Here is a 24199-nt window from a genome sequence, read left to right on the forward strand (position 1 = left end):
ATGAAATCCATACGAGATCAGGCCGCGCATTTTCCCGAACTGGTGGGCTTTTATGCGCAGACCCAGCCGGACCGGATTGCTCTTCGACACATCGTCCACGAGGACCAGCCGCCGCTGCTGACCACCTACGCCGAGCTGGATGCCAAGGCGCGGTCGATTGCCGCTTGCCTGCAGCAGCACCTTGGCGCGCAGGGCGGCGAGCGGTGCGTGCTGATCCTGCCGACCGGCGCGGATTACGCGGCGGCGTTCCTCGGCTGTTTGTACGCCAGGGTCATCGCGGTGCCGGCCTTCGCCCCTGAGTACAACCGGCAGACCCACCTCGACCGGTTGACCGGCATCCTCCACGACGCCGCGCCGCAGATGGTCCTCGGGCGCCGGGAAGACCTGGATAAATTCCAACACCTGTTGCAGCCGTTCATGCCCGCTGGCGGGCGTTTCGCTGCGGTCGAAGAGATCACCGACGGGCACGCAGGCTTTCAGGCGCCGCTGATCGACACCGCGTCGCTGGCGTTTCTGCAATACACTTCGGGCTCAACCAGCGCGCCAAAAGGCGTGATGGTCTCCCACGACAATCTCATGGCCAACGAAGTCGCCATGGCCCGGCACTTCGTCTCCGATTCGGGGTTGGAGAGCTGGGTCAGCTGGCTGCCGCTGTACCACGACATGGGCCTGATGTGCGGTCTGCTGTTGCCGCTGTACTACGGCGGCACGCTGACGCTGATGTCGCCGAACTACTTCCTCGGCCGCCCGGCGCGCTGGCTGGAAGCGATGAGTCAGTACGGCGGGACCTTCTCCGGCGGCCCGGATTTCGCCTATCGCCTGTGCGTCGAGCGCATCAAACCCAGTGCGGTGAAAAACCTGACACTGGACAACTGGAGCCTGGCGTTTTCCGGCTCCGAGCCGATCCGCATCGCCACCCTGGATGCCTTCAGCGAGCATTTTGCGCCGGCCGGTTTCAACCGCCGCGCCCTGACCCCGAGCTATGGTCTGGCCGAAGCGACGCTGTACGTGAGCGCCGCCGAGCGCGACAGGCCGTTCGGCATCAAGCATTTCGACGGCAGCCAGCTCGCCGCCGGGGATGCAGCCGAGGCGGTGTTCGCCAATCAGAATGCGAAGAGTCGTCTGCCGGGGTGCGGCTGGTGCCGGCCCGATCATGACCTGCGGATTGTCGATCCGGCCACGCTGCAGCCCCTCGCGTCCGGCCACGTCGGCGAAATCTGGATAGCCGGGCCAAGCGTCGCCCAGGGCTATTGGCAGAACGCCGAAGCGACCGCGCAGACCTTCGTCGAGGAAGACGGCCAGCGCTGGTTGCGCAGCGGCGATCTGGGCATTGCCAGCGACAACGAGTTGTTCATCACCGGTCGCTTGAAGGATCTGATCATCCTCAACGGCCAGAACCTGTACCCCCAGGACATCGAACAGGCGCTGGAGAAAAGCGTCGAGCTGCTGCGTCGCGGGCGCATCGCCGCCTTCCCGGTGACGGACGAGCAGGGCGTCGAAGGCGTTGGCCTGGCCCTGGAAATCAGCCGCAACGTGCGCCGTCTGATGAAGCCGCCGATGATTTGTGAAGCGGTGCGCGACGCGGTGTCGGAGCTGTTTCTGGTGGCGCCGAAAGTCATTGTGCTGCTGGAGCCGGGCGCACTGCCGCGCACCACCAGCGGCAAGCTGCAACGTTCCGCCTGTCGCAGCGGCTGGCAGAACGGCAGCCTCGACAGCTTCGCGATCTGGCAGGACGGCCGCTTGCTCGATACGGACAGCGCGGACGTTGCCGCTGATGCATCGCCGCTGCTGCCGGAAGTCCTGGCCGCGTGGCAGGAGGTCCTCGGCAAAAGCGATCTGAATGCCGCGGATCACTTCTTCGCCCGTGGCGGTGATTCGGTCGGCGTGGTGCAAGTGCTGTCGCGCCTGAACAGTGAGCTGGGCCTGACACTTGAGCCCGCCCACCTGTTCGAGCACCCGACCCTTGGCGCCTTCAACGCCCACGTCGCTGTCCACGTCTCCACCCAGCCCCGCAGCGCCGAACGCCCTGCTGGCGTACCGCTGATTTCCCGCGACAGCGACCCCGAGCAGTCTTTTGCCCAGCAGCGCCTGTGGTTCCTCGCGCAGCTGGAGCCGGACAGCAGCGCCTATCACCTGTGCGGCCAGTTGAGCCTCAACGGCGCACTGGATGACGCCGCGCTGCAACGCAGTTTCGACGACCTGGCCGCCCGCCATGAAAGCCTGCGCACCACCTTCGCCATCGACGCCAACGAAAAGCTGGTGCAGCGCATTCACGCGTCGGGCCCCGTGCTGATCGAACGCCATTACCTGAGCGAGGACACCGACCCGCAGGAGGCGTTGAGCGAATTGGCCAGAGCAGCCGTCGAGCAACCGATGGATTTGCAGAACGGTCCTCTGTGGCGCGTGCTCAATGTGCGGTTGGCGGCGGATCGGCAGCAACTGGTGCTGGTGCTGCATCACATCATCGCCGACGGCTGGTCGGTGCAGGTCATGCTCAAGGAATTCGCCGCGCTGTACAGCGCCCATGTAAAGGGCGCGGAGCCGGCGTTGCCGCCGCTGCCGATCCAATACGCCGACTTTGCCGCCTGGCAGCGCGCGCGTCTGGCCGGTGGCGAAGGTCAGCGCCAACTGGCGTACTGGCGTGAGCAATTGGGTGATGCCCAGACCGTTTTGAACCTGCCAGCCGATCGCCCGCGTCCGGCCCAGCAAAGCCACCGCGGCGCCCGCTACGCCATCGCCCTCGACCGCGACTTGAGCCAAAGTCTGCGCGACCTCGCCAGTCGCCACGGCGCGACCCTGTTCATGGTCATGCTCGCCGCCTACAAAACCCTGCTCCAGCGTTACAGCAGCCAGACCGATCTGCGCGTCGGCGTGCCGGTGGCGGGGCGTACCTGCACCGAATCCGAAGGATTGATCGGGCTGTTCGTCAACACCCTGGTGCTGCGCAGCGAGGTGTCGCCGCAGCAATCGTTCAGCACGCTGATTGAGGCCTTGCGCCACACCGCGCTGGGCGCGCAACACCATCAGGACCTGCCGTTCGAGCAACTGGTCGAAGCCCTCGGCGTGTCGCGCAACCTCAGCCACAACCCGTTGTGCCAGGTGAAATTCACCCAGCAGTTCCCGCTGCCGCAGAACGTTGAAATGGCCGGCGTGCGCATGGACGTCAGCCAGCTCGACGACTACTCGGCGCATTTCGATTTAGGCCTGGACATCACCGACGACGCCGACGGCATTCAGGCGGTGTTCACCTATGCCTGCGACCTGTTTGACGAGCCGCGCATCGCCGGTCTTGCGGGTGATCTGCTGTGGATCTGCGCGCAAGTGGTGGCGCAACCTCAGGTGCGTCTGGCTGATCTGCGGATCGGCGCCGGGCCTTCATTCGTCGCGGCGGAAACGGTGACGTTCCCGGCCACTGATGTGCTGAGCCTGTGGGATGCCAGCGTGTGTGCGCAGCCCGATCGTCTGGCGCTGCAAGACGAACAGCGCAGCGCCCGCTTTGCCGAGGTCGATGCCCAGGCCAACCAACTGGCGCAGCATTTGCGCCAGGCCGGTGTGGGCGTGGAAAGCCGCGTGGGTATTCTGCTGGAGCGCTCGCTGGAGTTCGTCGTCGGCCTGCTGGCGGTGCTCAAGAGTGGCGCCGCATTTGTGCCGATGGACCCGAAATGGCCGACCGAGCGTCAGGCGTTTGTGCTGGCCGACAGTGGTGCCAGCGGGTTGATCAGCGACGTGGCGGCGCCGGGCGACTTCCAAGGCGATGTCGTCAGCATGGCGGCCGATGCCCCTTGGCGCTTGTTGCCGCCCCAAGCCCTGGACCTGCAACCCCGCGCCGATCAGGCCGCGTACCTGATCTACACCTCCGGCACCAGCGGCACGCCGAAAGGGGTGGTGATTAGTCACGGTGCACTGGCGGATTACGTGCAGGCCTTGCTCGCCCGGCTTGATCTGACGCCCGAGGCGAGCATGGCCATGGTCTCGACCGTCGGCGCCGACTTGGGCCACACCGTGCTGTTCGGCGCCCTGTGCTCGGCGCGTTCGCTGCACCTGATCAGCCCCGACCGCACCAACGACGCCGACCGCTTTGCCGCCTACATGGCCGAGCACAAGGTGGGTGTGCTGAAGATCGTGCCGACCCATTTGAACGGCCTGCTGCAGGCGACGAATGCGGCCGATGTGCTGCCGGAACACGCGCTGATCCTTGGCGGCGATACGCTGCCGTGGGAGCTGGTCGCGCAGGTGAAGCGCTTAAAGCCCGGCTGCCGGGTGATCAACCACTACGGCCCGACCGAAACCACCGTCGGCGTGCTGAGTAATGAGGCGTTTGAAGAGTCGATGGGCGACAGCGTGCCCGTCGGGCGTCCGCTGCCGAATGCCGTGGCGCTGATTCTCAACGATCAGCTGCAACCGGTGGTGCAGGGCGACGTCGGTGAGCTGTACATCGGCGGGCCGGGTCTGGCGCGCGGGTATCACCAGCGTCCGGCGATGACCGCTGCGGCGTTTATTCCTGATCCGAGCGGCAACGGCACGCGGTTGTACCGCAGCGGTGACCGCGCGCGCTTGCTGGCCAACGGTCAGATTCAGTTCCTCGGCCGTGCCGACGATCAGGTCAAGGTGCGCGGCTACCGCGTGGCCCTGGGTGAAATCGCCCAGCGCCTGCGCCAGCTGGACGGCCTGCGTGACGCCCACGTGCGCGTCGATGATCGCGGCCAATTGATCGCTTATGCGCTGGTGGCGAGTGGTGCAACGGTGGACGGCGAGGCGCTGCGCACACAGCTGGCCCAGAGCCTGCCGGACTACATGGTGCCGAACCACATCCTGACCCTCGATGCCTTCCCGCTGACCGCCAACGGCAAGCTCGACGCCAACGCGCTGCCGACGCCGACCCTGGCGTCCGACGATTTCGAAGCGCCCCGTGAAGGGGTCGAAGCCGCACTCGCCGCGCTGTGGCAAGCGGCGCTGAACGTCGACGCGGTGGGCCGTCACGACAACTTCTTCACCCTCGGCGGCGACTCGATTCTCAGCCTGCAGATCATCGCCCGTGCCCGGCGTCAGGGCATCCGCCTGACGCCCAAGCAGCTGTTCGAAAAACAGACCATCGCCGAACTCGCCCAGGTCGCCACGGTGGCCGAAGCCAAACCTGTCGCCGCGCCCGTCACGGCGGCGGTCGCACCCCGCGAGTTTGCCCTGACGCCGATTCAGGCGCGCTTCTTCAGCCTGCCCATCGCCCAGCGTCAACACTGGAACCAGTCGTTGCTGCTCGACGTGCCCGAGGCGCTGGACACCGCGCGGTTGCAACAGGCCCTTGCGGCCGTGCTGGCCCATCACGACAGCCTGCGTCTAAGCTTCCATCAGAACGATGCAGGCCAGTGGCAGCAGCGTTACCGCGACAGCGAAAGTGCCGAGCGCGTGCTGTGGACCTGTGAAATGAGCCGCGAAGACGACCTCGATTCACTGAACGATGAAGCCCAGCGCAGCCTGAACATCGACACCGGTCCGCTGCTGCGGGTGGTCCATGCGCGCCTGCCATCGGGCGAGGCTCGGTTGCTGCTGGCGATCCATCACTTGGCCGTGGACGGCGTCTCGTGGCGGGTGCTGCTGGAAGATCTGCAACTGGCTTACAGCCAACTGGCGGCTGGAAAGCGCGTGGCATTGGCCGATAAAACCGCCAGCTTCCAGACCTGGTCGCAATCGTTGAGCACCCTGGCGCACAGCCCAGAACTGCAAAAACAGCTTCCGTACTGGCAAGGGCTGAACGCCGCCGATGCCGTCCTGCCCGGTGATGCGTCGGTGGAAAGCCTTGTCGGCGACGGCGAAACCCTGCACCTGACACTCGACGCGACCGCTACCCGTCGCCTGCTCAGCGAAGCCCCGGCCGCCTACCGCACACGCATCGATGATCTGCTGCTGGCGGCGCTGTCCCAGGCGCTGTGGCAGTGGAGCGGCCGCCGTCGCCACGTCATCAGCCTCGAAGGTCATGGCCGCGAGGACGTCACCGGCGAGTTGGACCTGAGCCGCAGCGTCGGCTGGTTCACCAGCTTGTACCCGCTGGCCCTGGACGCCGCGGATGACGCAATCGCCACCCTCAAGTCGGTGAAGGAAGCCGTGCGCGCGGTACCGGAAAAAGGCCTCGGCTACGGCGTCTTGAAGCACTTGGCCGGCGCCGATTTGCCGGAGTTGATCGGCCAAGGCGTGACCTTCAACTACCTCGGCCGTTTCGACGACAGCGAGGGCGCGCTGTTCGCATTGTCGAGCCGCACGCCGGGCAATCTGCGTTGCCCCCAAGGGCCGCTGGCCAATGCTTTGGCGGTGGACGGGCAGGTGCGCGACGGCCAGTTGCAGCTGGACTGGACCTTCAGCCGCGAGCGTTTCAGCCGCGACAGCATCGAGCAACTGGTGGCGCTGTATGAAGCGCAATTGCTGCAGCTGATCGCCCATTGCGGCGATGAATCCAACGCCGGCCTGACGCCGTCTGACTTCCCTCTGGCCGGCCTGAATCAGGATCAGCTCGACGGGCTGGGCATTCCCGCGCGCGAGATCGAAGACATTCTGCCGCTGGCGCCGATGCAGCAGGGCATTTTGCTGCACAGCCTGCTGGAGCAGGGCAATGGCATCTACCTGATGCAGGATCAGTACGACGTCGGCGCCCACGTGGATTTCGACGCGTTCAAATTCGCCTGGCAGCAAGTGGTGCAGCGCCACCCGGCGTTGCGCACGGCGTTTCACGGCCTGGAGAGCGGCGTGCAGCGTCAGATTGTCATGCGTCGCGTGCCGTCGCCGGTGCAACTGATCGACCTCAGCCATCTGTCCCGCGACGCCGCCGAAGCGGAGCTTGAAGAGCTGCTGAAAAGCGAGCGCGAGCAGGGCTTCGATTTCGCCCGCGCGCCGTTGCTGCGCCTGCGCCTGATCAAGTTCGGCGAGGCGGATTTCCGCATCGTTCAGAGCCACCACCACGCGCTGATCGACGCCTGGTGCCGGGGCCTGATGCTCACCGAGTTCTTCGCCCATTACCGCGCGTTCCTTGAGGGCCGTCAGGTCAGCCTGCCGCCGGCGCGGCCGTATCGCGACTTCCTCGCCTGGCTCGCCGAGCAGGACGAAGCGGTCAGCCGCGATTACTGGCGCAACGCGCTGGCGGGCTTCACCGACGTCACGCCGCTGCCGTACCGCCATAGCCCTCAGGGAGATTCGCAAATGCGCGACGTCACCCTGGCGCTGGGCGTCGAGCAGACCGCAAAACTCGCCGAACAAGCGCGTCAGCATCGCCTGACCGCCAACACCTTCGTGCAGGCCGCCTGGGCCTTGTTGCTGATGCGCCATGCCGACCGCGACGAAGTGCTGTTCGGCGTCACCGTGGCCGGTCGCCCGACCGAGCTGGAAGGCATCGAAGGCGCACTGGGGCTGTTCATCAACACCTTGCCGCTGCGCATCCGCCGGCCGGGCCTCGGCGCCTCGGCGCTGGACTTGCTCAACGCCTTGCAGGGGCAGAACGCCGACATGCGCCAGCACGAACATTTGTCCCTGGCCGACATTCAGCTGCTCGCCGACACCCCGCGCGGCCAGCCGCTGTTCGACAGCCTGTTTGTTTTCGAGAACGTTCCGTTGGGCGCCGAGGTGCAACAGGCCGTGAACGAATACCGCATCAACCCGCTGGCCAACCGCACCCACACCAACTACCCGTTGACCGTGGTGTTGCTGCCGGGCGAATCCCTGCAATTGCAGCTGACCTACGACACCCGGCACTTCGACGACGCCGACATGGGCATGCTGGTCAGCCACTTCCGCCGTCTGCTCACGCAGTTGATCGACAACCCGCAGCAGACGCTGAGCCAGTTGCAGATCCTTGAGCAAACGGAGCGCGAGCAGTTGCTGGCCCAAGGGCTCGGCCCGGTGCAAAAACACTGGTACGACATCAGCTACCTGGAGCGTTTCGAGGCGCGGGTGCTGGCCCATCCTGCCCAGGAAGTGGCGCGCTGTCAGGGTCACAGCCTGACCTACCGCGAGCTGAATCGTCAGGCCAACCGCATCGGTCACGGCCTGATCGCAGCGGGCGTGCAGGGCGATGATGTAGTGGCGCTGTTTGCACCGCGCGGCCTGCCGTTGTTGAGCATGATCGTCGGCGCGTTCAAGGCCGGTGCGGCCTATCTGGCCCTGGATGATCGTCACCCGGCCGGGCGCAGCGCGCGCATGCTGGGCAGCAGCGCCGCGCCGGTATTGCTGACGCCGCGGGAGTGTCTGCCTCAGGTCGAGGCGATTGTCGCGCTGGCTGAACGTAAGCCCCGTGTGCGGGTGCTTGAGGACGTGCTGGCCGGAAGCGATTCCCTTGCTGACCAGAACCCCGGCCGCTACGCCACCGCCGAGCAACTGGCTTACGTCATTTACACCTCCGGTTCCACCGGCGAGCCGAAAGGGGTGATGGTCAATCAGCGCGGCATGCTCAACAACCAGATGTCCAAGCTGCCGTATCTGCGCCTGGGCGAAGGCGATGTCATTGCCCAGACCGCCGCCACCGGGTTCGACATTTCCGTGTGGCAGTTCCTGACCGCGCCGCTGTTTGGCGGGCGCGTGGAGATTCTGCCGGACGCCGTGGTGCAGGACCCGCAGCGCCTGCTGGAAGAAGTCGCGGCCAATCAGGTCAGCGTCCTGGAATGCGTGCCGGCGATGATCGACGCCATGCTCGCAGTCGCGCCCCAGCGGCTCGATGCCTTGCGCTGGCTGCTGCCGACCGGCGAAGCGCTGACCACTGATCTCGCCGCGCGCTGGTTTGCGCGCTACCCCGAGGTCCCGCTGGTCAACGCCTACGGTCCGGCCGAGTGCGCCGACGATGTCGCGCTGCACACCCTGATCGCCGCGCCGGCGCTCAACGCCAACATGCCGATTGGCCGGCCCACCGACAACAACTGCCTGTACGTGCTGGATTCCCATCTACAACTGGCGGCGCCCGGTGTGGTGGGCGAGCTGTACATCGGCGGCGTCGGTGTGGGCCGTGGCTACGCCGCGCGGCCAGGCCTGACCGCCGAGCGCTTCCTGCCGGATCCGTTTGGCGAGGCCGGTGCGCGGCTGTATCGCAGCGGCGACCTGGCCCGCTGGAACGCCGACGGCGCACTGGAATACGTCGGCCGTGCCGACTTCCAGGTGAAGATCCGCGGCCAGCGCATCGAGCTGGGCGAAATCGAAAACCTGCTGTTGGCGCAACCCTCGGTGCACGACGCGGTGGTCAGCGCGCAACCGACGGCCCACGGCCCGCAACTGGTGGCCTACGTGGTCGCCGAGGCGCAGCAGGCGTTGTCCAGTGACGTGCTGAAAACCGCGCTAGCGCAAACCCTGCCGGCGTTCATGGTGCCGGCGCACATCGTCGTGCTGGCGCAAATGCCGCGCAACGCCAACGGCAAGCTCGACCGCAAGGCGCTGCCGGCGCCGAGCCTGGAAGAACGCGAGTTCGAAGCGCCACAGGGCGAGCGCGAGGAAGTGCTCGCCGAGCTCTGGCAGAGCCTGCTCAAGGTTGAGCAGGTCGGTCGTCACGACAACTTCTTTGAACTGGGTGGCCATTCGTTGCTGGCGACGCGGCTGCTGTCGCGGATTCGCGAGCGCCTCGGCGTGAGCATACCGCTGGCCCAGGCCTTCGAAGCCACCACCGTCGCCGCCCAGGCGGCGCTGATCGACACCTTGCAGGGGCAGACCCTGACACTCGACCGGCTCGATGCCCTGGACGAGTTAATGAATGAGCTGGAGGAAAGCAACTGATGTCGCAACCGAGCATGACTTCCCGGAGCAAGCTGCTGGCCCTGGCCACGCGTTTCCTCAGCCTTGGCAGCGCTCAGCGTCGGGTGTTTCTGAACAAGCTGCGTGAGCAGGGCCTGGACGCGTCGTCGTTGCCGGTGCCACCGGGCGTGGCGGGCGAGCGCAGCCCGGCGTCGTTTTCCCAGCAGCGTCTGTGGTTTCTCGAGCAACTGGAACCGGGCAACAGCACCTATCACCTGCCGGGTGCGTTGCGCCTGAAGGGCAAGTTGGATATCGGCGCCGTGCAAACGGCTTTCCAGCGCGTGGCCGAGCGTCATCCCAGCCTGCGCACGGTGTTCGCCACCGCTGAAGACGGCACGCCGGAGCAGGTGATTCTCGGCGATCAGTCGTTGCCATTCGAACGTCTGCACGCAGACGACGAGGGCGAGATGCAGGCGCTGGCCGATGCGTTCGCCCGACGCCCGTTCGACCTGGCCCAGGGCCCGCTGTGGCGCGTGGCGTTGATCGAACGCGGCCCGGATGAGCATGTGTTGCTGGTGTGTCTGCACCACATCATCGCCGACGGTTGGTCGATTCAAGTGCTGTTGCTGGATTTCGTCGAAGCCTATCGCGCTGCCATTCAAAACGACACTGACTCACTGCCACCGCTGCCCCTAACGTACGCCGATGTCGCCCTGTGGCAGCGCGCCTGCCTGGACGCGGGCGAGGGTGACCGGCAACTCGCCTACTGGCAGCAACAACTGGGCGACGAGCCGCCGGTGCTGGAATTGCCGGCGGACCGTTCGCGTCCGGCGCGCCAGAGTTTCCGTGGCGCGCGCCTGCCGTTCAGCTTCGACGCGGCGCTGTCCGGCCGCATGCGTGAACTGGCCCGCCGGCGCGGCGTGACACTCTTCACCGTCCTGCTCGCCGCCTATCAAGTGCTGTTGCAGCGGATGAGCGGGCAGACCGATCTGCGCATCGGCGTGCCCATTGCCGGGCGTCAGCGTGCCGAGACCGAGGGCCTGATCGGCTTCTTCGTCAACACCCAGATTCTGCGCGGCGACGTCCGGGCCGACGCCAGTTTCAATCAGATCATCGACGGCGTTCGCTTGGCGTCCCAAGGCGCCCAAGCCCACCAGGACCTGCCGTTCGAGCAACTGGTGGACGCCCTGGCGCCGGAACGCAGCCTCAGCCACAACCCGCTGTTTCAGGTGCTCTACAACCATCAGCAGCGCCAGGACGAAGCGCTGCAATTGATGCCCGGCCTCAACGCGACGCTGATGCCGCTGGACAACGGCAGCGCGCAGTTCGACCTGGCGCTGCACACCTGGGAAAACGCGGCGGGGGAGCTGGCGGGCAACTGGAATTACGCCACGGATCTGTTCGATCACGGCAGCATCGAGCGGCTGCATGGGCGTTTTGAGCAGCTGTTTGCCGAGTTGCTGGAGCGGCCGGACATTGCGATTGGCGATTTCGAATGGCTGGATGCTGAAGACCGTGCGCAGTTGGCGTTGGTCAATGACACGGCGCGGGATTGGGCTGCCGATGAACCTTTTGTTCATCGCCACTTTGAGCGTCTGGCGCAGGTGCATCCCGAGCGGGGGGCGGTGCGCTTTGGCGATGAGTTGCTGAGTTATCAGGCGCTGGATCAGCGCGCGAATCAACTGGCGCATTACCTTCGGGAGCAGGGCGTCGGCCGGGAGTCGCTGGTCGGCGTCGCGGCGTTGCGTTCGGTGGAAATGGTGGTTGCGCTGTATGCGGTGCTGAAAGCCGGTGCCGCTTATGTGCCGCTGGACCCTGAATATCCCGCTGATCGTCTGCGCTACATGCTGGAAGATGCCGGAATTGGTCTGCTGCTGAGCCACGATGCGGTGATCGACGATCTGCCGGTTGTGGAAGGCCTGCGGGTGGTGAATCTGGATCATCTGGCGCTGGCGGGTTACCCCGTCACGGCGCCTAAGGTTGATCTGCACCCCGAACAACTGGCCTACATGATTTACACCTCGGGCTCGACCGGTAAACCCAAGGGCGCGGGCAACACCCACGCAGCACTTTTCAACCGTCTGGCCTGGATGCAAGAGGCCTACACCCTCGACGCATCAGACGCCGTGCTGCAAAAAACGCCCTTCAGTTTCGACGTGTCGGTCTGGGAGTTCTTCTGGCCGTTGATGGTCGGCGCGCGTCTGGTGGTCGCTCAGCCGGGGGATCACCGCGATCCGCTGGTGTTGAAGACGCTGATCGAACAACAGCAGATCACCACGCTGCACTTCGTCCCGTCGATGCTCGGTGCCTTCATGGCTCAGGACGATCTCACCGGCTGCGCTTCGCTGAAACGCATCGTGTGCAGCGGCGAAGCCTTGCCCGCCGATCTGGCGCGGGAAACCCTGCAGCGCCTGCCCAACGCCGGCCTGTTCAATCTGTATGGCCCGACCGAAGCGGCCATCGACGTCACCCACTGGACCTGCGTTGATGAACCGGGCGTTTCCGTCCCGATCGGCGCCCCCATCGCCAACCTGCAGATCCACATTCTCGACAGCCGCCTCAACCCGCAACCCATCGGCGTACCGGGCGAGCTGTACATCAGCGGTGACGGTCTGGCTCGCGGCTATCACCTGCGTCCGGGGCTGACTGCCGAGCGTTTCGTTGCCAGCCCGTTCGGCAGCGGCGAGCGCCTGTATCGCACCGGTGACTTGGCGCGCTGGCGTGCCGACGGCGTGGTGGAATACCTCGGCCGTCTCGATCACCAGATCAAACTGCGGGGCTTGCGGGTTGAAATCGGCGAGATCGAAGCGGCGCTGCTGGATCATCCGTCGGTCAGCGAAGCCGTGGTCATTGCCCGTGAGCTGGCGACTGGCATGCAACTGGTGGGCTATCTGGTCGCCGATGATTTCGACGAAGAACAGCTGCGCAGCCAGCTGAAACAGCGCCTGCCGGACTACATGGTCCCGGCGCACTTCGTCACCCTGGAGAGCCTGCCGCTGTCGGCCAACGGCAAGCTCGACCGCAAGGCGCTGCCCGACCCACAGATTCAACAGCGGAGCTTCGAAGCGCCGCTGGCCGGGGTCGAAACCCAACTGGCGGCGTTGTGGCAAGACCTGCTCGGCGTCGCGCAAATCGGGCGTCAGGACAACTTCTTTGCCCTCGGCGGCGACTCGATCCTCAGCCTGCAAATCATCTCTCGCGCCCGCAAGGCCGGCATCGTGCTGTCGCCCCGGCAGATGTTCGAGCGTCAGACCATCGCCGAGCTGGCCCAAGTCGCTCAGGTGGTCAGTCAGGACGCGCCCGCGGTTGAGCGCATCGAGCTGAACCGCGACATCCCGCTGACGCCGATTCAGCACTGGTTCTTCCAGCAACCGATGAAGAACCGCAGCCACTGGAACCAGTCGCTGCTCTTGAACCCGGGCGAAGCGCTGGACCTGCCGGCGCTGACTCAGGCCCTTGACGCCATACTTAACCATCACGATGCCCTGCGCATGAGGTTTGTGCAGCAGGACAACGGCCAGTGGCAGCAACGCTATCGCGCCGGGTTTTCTAGTGACGAGCTTCCCACTGACAAGCAGGCCCAAGACGGCCTGATCTGGAAGCGCACAATCAGCATCGATGAGTTGACCCTAGCCTGCGACGAAGCCCAAACCAGCCTCGATCTGAGAGACGGCCCGCTGCTGCGCGCCGTGCATTTCACACTGGCCGAAGGCGGCGAACGTCTGTTGCTGGTGGTGCATCACCTGGTGGTGGATGGCGTGTCGTGGCGCATTCTGCTGGAGGACCTGCAAAACGCCTACACCCAGGCGCAAGCGGGCCTCGCCATCGACCTCGGCGACAAGACCGCGTCCTTCCAGCGCTGGGCCAACCGCCTGCTGGATTTCGCCTACAGCGACGCCGTGCTCGCCGAAGCCGATTACTGGCGCAACCTGCCGTCAGCACCGGAATTGCCTTGCGCCAATCCCCAGGGCGAAGCGCGTCAAAACCACGTGCGTCAACTGCACCTGCAACTGGACGCCGCGCGCACTGACCGGCTGATCAGCGAGGCCCCGGCGGCATATCGCACGCAGATCAACGACCTGCTGCTGACCGCGCTGGTGCGGGCGATGAAGCGCTGGAGCGGCGAATCCCGGGCGATGATTGCCCTGGAAGGCCACGGCCGCGAAGACCTGTTCGACGGGGTTGACCCGGCGCGCACCGTCGGCTGGTTCACCAGCCTGTACCCGGTCAGTCTGCATGCCGACGACGACCTCGACGCCGCCCTCAAACACACCAAGGAAACCCTGCGCGCCGTGCCCAACGGCGGCCTGGGTTATGGCCTGTTGCGCCATCTGCGCGGTGAAGCCTTGCCGGCGCTGGACGGCTGCGTGCTGTTCAATTACATGGGCCGGCTGCAACACAGCAGCGGGCTTTTCAGCCTGGCCGAGGAGGGCAGCGGTGCCCAGCGCGCCGCCGATGCGCCACTGAATGGCGAGCTGTCCATCGACGCGCAGATCCGTGACGGCCAATTCAGCCTGACCTGCAGTTTCAGCGGCGACCGCCATGAATCCGCGTCGGTTCAGCGCCTGCTCGATGCGTATGCCGAAGCGCTGGACGAGGTGATCGAACACTGCCGTCGCCACTCTGCGGTCACCCCGTCGGACTTCCCGGCACTTGCTCTGACTCAGGCGCAACTCGACGCACTGCCGGTCGCGGCCTGGGACATCGAACAGCTGTACCCACTGACCCCGATGCAGCAAGGCCTGCTGTTCCACACCGAGCTGAGCGGCAGCGAGTTCGCCGATCCCGCCAGCGCTCGCGACCTGTACATCAATCAGGTGGCGCTGGACATCGAACACTTGCCGGTGGCCCGCTTCAAATCGGCATGGGCGGCGGCGGTTCAGCGCCATCCGATCCTGCGTGCGGCGTTCCTGCGCGTGCCTGGCAGCGAACAGCCAGTGCAGCTGATTCGTCGCGATGCGGCGCTGGTCGTGCGCGAACTTGACCTGCGCGCTGGCGATCAATCCCTCGCGGACGTGCTGGTGGCCGAGCGGGAAACCCCGTTCGACCTGCACGCCGCGCCGCTGATGCGCGTGCTGCTGGTTCGCCAGAGCGAGACGCTGTGGAAACTGGTCTGGACCTTCCACCACATTCTGCTGGACGGCTGGAGCAGCGCGGCGGTGCTGGGCGAGGTGATTCAGGCGGCGATGTCTGACACCACGCCGCAGCCCGCCGGGCATTACGCGGATTACGTCGATTGGCTGCTGGGCCGCGATGCCGAGGGCAGCAAGACCTTCTGGCAGACCCACCTGGCCGGTTTCGACCAGCCGACCATGATGGCGGCGACGCTGACCGCGCCGACGTCCAGCACCGGCGAGCCGTTGCCGAATCAGGTGCGGGTCACTTCCATGGACCTGAACAGCGAACTGCTGAACAGCGCCGCCCGCCGTCAGCGCGTGACCGTCAACACGCTGATTCAGGCGGTCTGGGTCCTGCTGTTGCAGCGCTACACCGGGCAGCAGCGGGTCGCGTTCGGCGCCACCGTGTCCGGTCGTTCCGCGCAGGTGCCGGGCATCGAGCGCATGCTCGGGCTGTTCATCAACACCCTGCCGCTGGTGCAGGCGCCGCAAGCGCAGCAGAAGGTCGGCGACTGGCTCAATGACCTGCAAGCCCACAACCTGGAACTGCGCGAGCACGAACACACGCCGCTGTTCGAGGCCCAGCGTTACGCGGGCCACGCCGGTCGCGACCTGTTCGACAGCCTGCTGGTGTTCGAAAACTACCCGGTGGACGCGGTGCTGCGGGACAAGCAGGCCAACGGCGTCAATCTGGGTTCCGTCGAACTCAGCGACAAGACCCACTACCCGTTGAGCCTGGCGGTGGTGGCGGGCGAGCACGCCCACGTTCACGTCAACTACCACAGCAACGTGTTCAGCGCCGAACAGATCGAGCGTTTGTGCGGGCATTTTCAGGCATTGCTGGACGGCCTCTGCCGCTTCCCCGAGGCGCGCATCGGCGAGCTGTCGATGCTCACCGAAGGCGACATCGACGCCATGCACGCCTGGAACACGCCGCCGTTCTCGCCCTACGTGGATCGCCCGATTCACGAGCTGATCGCCGACCACGCGCGTATTCGTCCCGACGCCATCGCGCTGGTCCACGGCGAGCAGCGGCTGACCTTTGCCGAGTTCGACCGTCGCGCCAACCAACTGGCCCATGCCTTGCGCGCCCGGGGAATCGGCACCGAAGTGCGCGTGGCGATTGCCATGGAGCGCGGGATTGATCTGTGGCTGGCGTTTTATGCCGTATTGAAAGCCGGGGGCGCCTACATCCCGCTCGACCCGGATTACCCGACCGAGCGCCTGCGCTACATGCTCGAAGACGGCGGCGTGAAGCTGTTGATCAGCCACGATGCCGCGCTGGATCGTGTGCCGGTCGGCGATGTGCCGTTGCTGAACATCGATCAGCTCGATTGTTCGTCCGAATCAGAAACGACACCGGATGTGGTCATTCACCCGCAGCAACTGGCTTATCTGATTTACACCTCGGGTTCGACCGGCAAGCCGAAGGGTGCGGCCATTGCCCACCGCGACATTTCGATGCACATCCAGACCATCGGCGAGCGGTACCGCTTTACCCCGGAAGACCGCAAATTCCACTTCCTCTCGATCAGCTTCGACGGCGCCCACGAAGGCTGGATGATGCCGCTGTGTTACGGCGCCCGTGTGGTCTTGCGTGATCAGGAACTGTGGAGCGTCGAGCAGACCTACGACACGCTGATTCGCGAAGGCATCACCGTCGCCTCTTTCCCGCCGAGCTACCTGCGTCAGCTGTCCGACTGGGCCGGCGTGCAGGGCAAGGGTCCTGGGGTGAAAACCTACTGCTTCGCCGGTGAAGCCTTCAGCCGCGAGATGCTTCACGACGTGATTCGCAATTTGCAGCCGCTGTGGATCATCAACGGCTACGGTCCGACCGAAACCGTGGTCACGCCGACTTTGTGGCTGGCGTCTGCTGAAACTGCCGACTTCACCACGGCCTACGCGCCGATCGGTGATCTGGTGGGGGATCGTCAAGGCTACGTGATGGACGCGGATTTAAACCCGCTGCCCCAAGGCATCGCTGGCGAGTTGTACCTTGGGGGCGCCGTGGCGCGGGGTTATCTGGACCGTCCGGGCGCAACGGCAGAGCGTTTCCTGCCGCATCCTTTCAAGGCCGGTGAGCGCCTCTATCGCAGTGGCGACCGCGTGCGTCTGAACAGTGAAGGGCTGCTGGAGTATCTGGGCCGTATCGACCATCAGATCAAGATCCGTGGCTTCCGCATCGAGGCCGGTGAGATCGAAGCCGCGCTGAAAACCTGCAAGGGCGTTCGCGAGGCCTTGGTCGTTGTCCGCGACAGCGCGAACGGAAAAGTCTTGCTCGGTTATGTCGGCGGCAACGGTCTGGCCGAGGACAGCCTCAAGCAACAGTTGAAAAACACCCTGCCGGAATACATGGTGCCTGCGCACATCGTGGTCATGGAACGTCTGCCGCAGTTGCCCAACGGCAAGCTCGACCGCAACGCGCTGCCCGATCCGCAAGTGATCTCCAGCGACTATCAGGCGCCGCAAACGCGCCTTGAACAGCAACTCGCCGCGCTGTGGCAGCCTTTGCTGGGCATCGACGCCGTGGGTCGCAATGATCACTTCTTCGAACTCGGCGGCCACTCGCTGCTGGCGATGCAGCTGATTTCCCGGCTGCGCCATGAGCATCAACTGAGCGTGCCGTTGCGCGCGCTGTTCGACGCGCCGCGGCTCAGTGATTTCGCCCAGCGCATTGCGGGCTTGGCCCAAACCGAGACCCCCCAGCTTGAGCTGACCCCACGTTCGCAAGACCGGGCCGTGCAGTCCTTTTCCCAGCAGCGGTTGTGGTTCCTCGATCAGCTGCAACCCGGCGGCCATGCCTACAACCTGCCGGGCGCCGTGCGCTTGTGCGGCGAGCTGAACGAGGCCGCATTGCAGGCGGCATTCGACGGCCTCACCGCGCGCCATGAGGTGCTGCGCACGCGGTTCCTGGCGGTCGAGGGTGTGCCGATGCAGCAGATCGAGCCTGCTTCAAGGGTGGAGATCGAGCGGCTGGATATCAGCCATGAAGGGGATATCGAAACCGCCTTCAACGCCCTGGCTCAAGACTTCGTCAAGCGTCCCTTCGACCTGTCGCGCAGCCCCGTCTGGCGACTGGCGCTGGTGCGGGTCGCGGCCGACGAACAGCGTCTGCTGCTGTGCCTGCACCACATGATCTCGGACGGTTGGTCGGTGCGCGTGCTGCTGCAGGAATTCTGCGAGCTGTACCGCGCGGCCGTGGAAAACCGCGCGCCGCAACTCGCGCCATTGCCGGTGCAATACGCCGACTTTGCCGCCTGGCAGCGCGAATGGCTGGCGGCGGGCGAGGGCGAGCGGCAGTTGAACTACTGGCGCGAGCAACTGGGTGACGAGCATCCGGTGCTGGAACTGCCGACCGACCGGCCGCGTCCGCCCCAGCAAAGCTATCGCGGTGATCGCGTGCTGTTCGCCTTCGATATCGCGTTCAGTCAGCGCCTGCGCGAGTTCGCCAGACAACAGGGCATCACGCCGTTCATGGCGATCCTGTCGGCCTATCAAGTGTTGCTGCACCGCCTGAGCGGCCAGAACGACCTGCGCATTGGCGTGCCGATTGCCGGCCGTTCGCGGCTGGAAGTCGAAGGGCTGATCGGCTTTTTCGTCAGCACCCAGGTGCTGCGCGCCGAGGTGTCTGCCGAGCTGACCTATCGTCAGGTGCTGGAGCAGGCCAAGACGCGGACCCTCGGTGCCCAGGCCCATCAGGACCTGCCGTTCGAGCAACTGGTCGAGGCGCTGCAACCTGCGCGCAGTCTGAGCCACAACCCGTTGTTCCAGGTGGCCTACGACCATCAGCAGCAGAATTTTGAATCACTCGCCGGCCTGCCTGGTCTGCGCGCCGAGGTGCTGCCGCTGGACGACGGCAGCAGCCAGTTCGACCTGGCGCTGAACACCTTTGAGGACGCCGACGGCGGGCTGGGTGGGTCGTGGAACTACGCCACGGACCTGTTTGATCACGGCAGCATCGAGCGCTTGCATGCCCGCTTTGAGCAGCTGTTTATCGAGTTGATCGAGCAGCCGGACGCGGCAATTGGCGACTTCGAGTTGCTGGATGCTGAAGACCGCGCGCAGTTGGCGCTGGTCAATGACACGGCGCGTGATTGGGACTCGGAGCCGTTTGTGCATCAGCATTTTGAGCGTCTGGCTCAATTGCATCCGGAGCGGGAGGCTGTGCGCTTTGGCGATGCGGTGTTGAGTTATCGCGAGCTGGATAAGCGGGCGAATCAACTGGCCAATTATCTTCGTGAGCAGGGCGTCGGCCGGGAGTCGCTGGTGGGCGTCGCGGCGTTGCGTTCCGTGGAGATGGTGGTTGCGCTGTATTCGGTGTTGAAGGTGGGCGGCGCGTACGTGCCGCTGGATCCCGAGTACCCGGCGGATCGTCTGCGCTACATGCTCGAAGACGCAGGGATCGGCTTGCTGCTGAGTCACGATGCGGTGATTGATGATCTGCCGGTTGTGGAAGGCCTTCGTGTCGTAAATCTGGATCATCTGGCGCTGGCGTCTTATCCCTTCACCGCGCCTGCTGTAGAGCTGCACCCCGAACAACTGGCCTACATGATTTACACCTCGGGCTCGACCGGCAAACCGAAAGGCGCGGGCAACACTCACGCGGCGCTGTTCAACCGTTTGGCCTGGATGCAAGAGGCCTATGCCCTCGATGCCTCGGACGCGGTATTGCAAAAAACACCGTTCAGTTTCGACGTGTCGGTGTGGGAGTTCTTCTGGCCGTTGATGGTCGGTGCGCGTCTGGTGGTCGCTCAGCCGGGGGATCATCGCGATCCGCTGGTGTTGAAGACGCTGATCGAACAACAGCAGATCACCACGCTGCACTTCGTCCCGTCGATGCTCGGTGCCTTCATGGCCCAGGACGATCTGAGCGGCTGCGCTTCCCTGAAACGTATCGTGTGCAGCGGCGAAGCGCTGCCTGCCGATCTGGCGCGGGAAACCCTGCAGCGCCTGCCAAACGCTGGCCTGTTCAATCTGTACGGCCCGACCGAAGCGGCCATCGACGTCACCCACTGGACCTGCCGCGACGAGCCGGGTGCTTCCGTGCCCATCGGTCGCCCGATAAACAATCTTCAGATCCACATCCTCGACAGCCGCCTCAATCCGCAACCCATCGGCGTACCGGGCGAGCTGTACATCGGCGGCGACGGCCTCGCTCGCGGTTACCACTTGCGTCCCGGCCTGACCGCCGAGCGTTTCGTTGCCAGCCCATTCGGTACCGGCGAGCGGCTGTATCGCACCGGTGACCTGGCCCGTTGGCGTGCCGACGGCGTGGTGGAATACCTTGGCCGTCTCGATCACCAGATCAAACTGCGCGGTTTGCGGGTTGAAATCGGCGAGATCGAAGCGGCGCTGCTGGATTACCCGGCGGTCAGCGAAGCGGTGGTTGTTGCCCGTGAACTCGCCACCGGCATGCAGCTGGTGGGCTATCTGGTTGCCGACGATTTCGACGAAGAACACCTGCGCACCCAGCTGAAACAGCGCCTGCCGGACTACATGGTCCCGGTCCACTTCGTCACGCTGGACACTCTGCCGCTGTCGGCCAACGGCAAGCTCGACCGCAAGGCGCTGCCCGACCCACAGATTCAACAGCGCAGCTTCGAAGCGCCACTGGCCGGCGTCGAAACCCAACTGGCCGCACTGTGGCAAGAGCTGCTCGGCGTCGCCCAGGTCGGGCGTCAGGACAACTTCTTCGCCCTCGGCGGTCACTCGCTGCTGGGCATTCAACTGGTGGCGCAGATCCGCCGCGACCTGAAGCTAGAACTGCCCCTGCGTGCGCTGTTCGAGTCGCCGGTCCTCGCCGATCTGGCCCATTACCTGAACACCCAGGCGGTCGCCACGGCGATGCCGGTTCTGCAGCCGCGCACTGACCGCGAGTTCGCCCCGCAGTCCTTCGCCCAGCAACGCCTGTGGTTCCTTGCGCAACTGGAGCCCGACAGTGTTGCGTACAACCTGCCGTGCGTGCTCAACCTCAGCGGCGCGCTGAAGCTCGCTGCCCTGCAGCAGACCTTCGACGCCCTGGCAGCCCGTCACGAAACCTTGCGCACCTGCTTCCGCCCGTCGCCGATGCAAAACGGGGAGGCGGTGCCGCAGCAGCGGATTCTGCCGATCAGCAGCGTGCACGTCGCCCGCCATGACCTGCGCGACAGCGATACGCTGGAAGCTGCATTCGACGCGCTGGCACAGAGTTTCATGAATCAGCCGTTCGACCTCGACGCCGAGCGCGCGCCGTGGCGGGTGGCCCTGGCGCGGGTGGCGGACGATCAATGGCGCCTGCTGCTGTGCATGCACCACATCATCTCCGACGGCTGGTCGGTGCAGGTCATGCTCGAAGACTTCGCCGCGCTGTATCGCCGGTTCGCCCAGGGCAGCGACGCCCAACTGGCTGAGCTGAGCGTCCACTACGCCGACTACGCCAGTTGGCAGCGCGAGCACCTGAGCGGTGCCGAGCGCGAGCGTCAGTTGAACTGGTGGCGTGAAGCCTTGGGTGACGAACAGCCGGTGCTGGAACTGCCGGCGGACCGTTCGCGTCCCGCCGAGCGCGACGGCAAAGGCGGGCGCCATGCCTTCGTGCTGCCGCAAGACCTGGCCGACACACTGCGCCATACCGCGAAAGCCCACGACGCCACGCTGTTCATGCTGTTCCTGGCCTCGTTCGACACGCTGCTTTATCGCCTCAGCGGCCAGCGCGATCTGCGCATCGGCGTGCCGGTGGCGGGGCGTGCCGAGGTGCAGACCCAGGGCCTGATCGGCTTCTTCGTCAACACCCTGGTGCTGCGCGCCCAGGTCAGCGGCGACCAGCCGTTCACCGCGCTGCTGGCCCAGGTCAAGGACAACCTGCTCGGCGCCCACGCCCATCAGGACCTGCCGTTCGAGCAACTGGTGGAAGCGCTGCAACCGGCGCGCAGCCTGAGCGTCAACCCGCTGTTCCAGGTCAGCTACAACCACCAGCAACAGCCGGATCTGTCGCTGCTGCAGTTCGATGATTTGAGCTGCGAGGCCCGCCAGTGGGACATCAAGGGTGCGCAGTTCGATCTGGTCCTCGGCACCTTCGAGCACCGCGATGGCCACATCAGCGGCTACCTCGATTACGCCACCGACCTGTTCGACGCCTCGACCGTGGCGCGTCTGTTCGAGCAACTGGTCACGTTGCTGCGGGCGATCGGCGCGCAACCCCATGCCGCCATCGGCGACCTGCCGTTGCTCGGCGAGACCGACCTGGCCGCGCTGGATCAATGGAACACGCCGCCGTTCTCGCCTTACGTCGATCGCCCGATCCATGAGCTGATCGCCGACCATGCGCGTATTCGGCCCGACGCCATTGCGCTGGTCCATGGCGAACAGCGCCTGACCTTTGCCGAGTTCGATCGTCGCGCCAACCAACTGGCCCATGCCTTGCGGGCCCGGGGCATCGGCACCGAAGTGCGCGTGGCGATTGCCATGGAGCGCGGGATTGATCTGTGGCTGGCGTTTTATGCCGTACTCAAGGCGGGTGGGGCGTATATCCCGCTCGACCCGGATTACCCGACCGAACGCCTGCGCTACATGCTCGAAGACGGCGGCGTGAAGCTGTTGATCAGCCACGATGCCGCGCTGGACCGTGTGCCGGTCGGCGATGTGCCGTTGCTGAACATCGATCAGCTCGATTGCTCGTCCGAACCGGAAACGGCACCGGATGTGGTGATTCACCCGCAACAACTGGCCTATCTGATTTACACCTCGGGCTCCACCGGCAAGCCAAAGGGTGCGGCCATCGCCCACGCCGATATCTCCATGCACATCCAGACCATCGGCGAGCGTTACCGCTTCACGCCGGAGGACCGCAAGTTCCACTTCCTGTCGATCAGCTTCGACGGCGCCCACGAAGGCTGGATGATGCCGCTGTGTTACGGCGCCCGCGTGGTGTTGCGCGATCAGGAACTGTGGAGCGTCGAGCAGACCTACGACACCCTGATTCGCGAAGGCATCACCGTGGCCTCGTTCCCGCCGAGCTACCTGCGTCAGCTGTCCGACTGGGCCGGGGTGCAGGGCAAGGGTCCTGGCGTGAAGACTTACTGCTTTGCCGGGGAAGCCTTCAGCCGGGAAATGCTCCATGACGTGATCCGCAATTTGCAGCCGCTGTGGATCATCAACGGCTACGGCCCGACCGAAACGGTAGTGACGCCTACCTTATGGCTGGCCTCCGCCGAGACCGCCGACTTCACTACGGCCTACGCGCCGATCGGTGATCTGGTGGGGGATCGTCAGGGTTACGTGATGGACGCAGACCTCAATCCGCTGCCCCAAGGGATTGCCGGCGAACTCTATCTGGGTGGCGCCGTGGCGCGTGGTTATCTGGACCGTCCGGGCGCAACGGCTGAACGCTTCCTGCCGCACCCGTTCCGCGCCGGTGAACGCATCTACCGCAGCGGCGACCGCGTGCGGCTGAACAGCGAAGGGCTGCTGGAATACCTCGGCCGTATCGACCACCAGATCAAGATTCGCGGCTTCCGCATCGAAGCCGGTGAAATCGAAGCGGCACTCAAGGCCTGCGACGGTGTGCGTGAGGCGCTGGTGATCGTGCGCGACAAAGGCAACGGCAAGCAGTTGCTGGGCTACGTCGGCGGCAACGACTTGTCTGAAGACAGCCTGAAGGATCAGCTGAAAAACACCCTGCCGGAATACATGGTGCCGGCGCACATCGTGGTCATGGCGCGCTTGCCGCAGTTGCCCAACGGCAAGCTGGACCGCAACGCGCTGCCTGATCCGCAGGTCGGCAGTCAGGCCTTCGAAGCGCCGGAAGGTGAGCGCGAAGTCGAGCTGGCGCGGGTCTGGCAGCAGTTGCTGGGCGTCGAGAACATCAGCCGTCAGGACAGCTTCTTCGAGCTGGGCGGCGATTCGATCCAGTCGCTGGCGGTCATCACTCGTCTGCGTCAGGTCGGTTTCAAGCTGCTGCCGAAGGACGTGTTCAGCCATCCCCGGCTCAAGGATCTGGCCCTGCGCCTCACGGTCATCGAGGCCAGCGCAGCGCTGTTGATCGAAGACGCGCCGAAGGGTGAGCTGCCGTTGACGCCGATTCAGGCGCACTTCTTCGAGCAACCGATGGCCAACCGCGCGCACTTCAACCAGGCGTTGTTGCTGGACGTGCAGCGCCCACTGGAAGCGCCGCTGTTGAGCCAGGCGCTGGCCGCGCTGCTGGGTCATCACGACGGCCTGAACCTGAGTTTCCACCAGCACGCCGACGGGCGCTGGCAGCAGCAGTACCGAGCAACACCGGCCGCCGACAGCCTTTGGCTGCGTAGCGTGGCGGATGACCAGGCCATGACCGCGCTGTGCGAACAGGCCCAGCGCAGCCTCAATCTGCATGAGGGTCCGCTGCTGCGCGTGGTGCTGGCGCAGATGCCGGAAGG

The 24199-nt window shown here is 65.2% G+C and carries 2 protein-coding genes (1 of these 2 only partly in view); both read left to right on the forward strand.

From position 1 onward, the window contains the following. Positions 1-9735, forward strand: coding sequence for an amino acid adenylation domain-containing protein (locus ACYASU_RS09865; protein ID WP_463582676.1), 9735 nt, complete (start codon positions 1-3; stop codon positions 9733-9735). Then, a protein-coding gene (locus ACYASU_RS09870) for a non-ribosomal peptide synthase/polyketide synthase (protein ID WP_463582677.1) crosses the window boundary here: on the forward strand, positions 9735-24199 show its 5' portion. 1717 nt of this gene lie beyond the right edge of the window; 14465 of the gene's 16182 nt are visible here — the first part of the coding sequence; it begins with the start codon at positions 9735-9737; its stop codon lies off the right edge, out of view. Before ACYASU_RS09865 ends, ACYASU_RS09870 begins: the two co-directional genes overlap by 1 nt.

This window comes from Pseudomonas sp. HP_12, assembly GCF_055283955.1.

Excerpts from the sequence above, each read along its gene's own strand:
- ACYASU_RS09865 (WP_463582676.1), top strand. The coding sequence starts at position 1 with ATGAAATCCATACGAGATCAGGCCGCGCATTTTCCCGAACTGGTGGGC.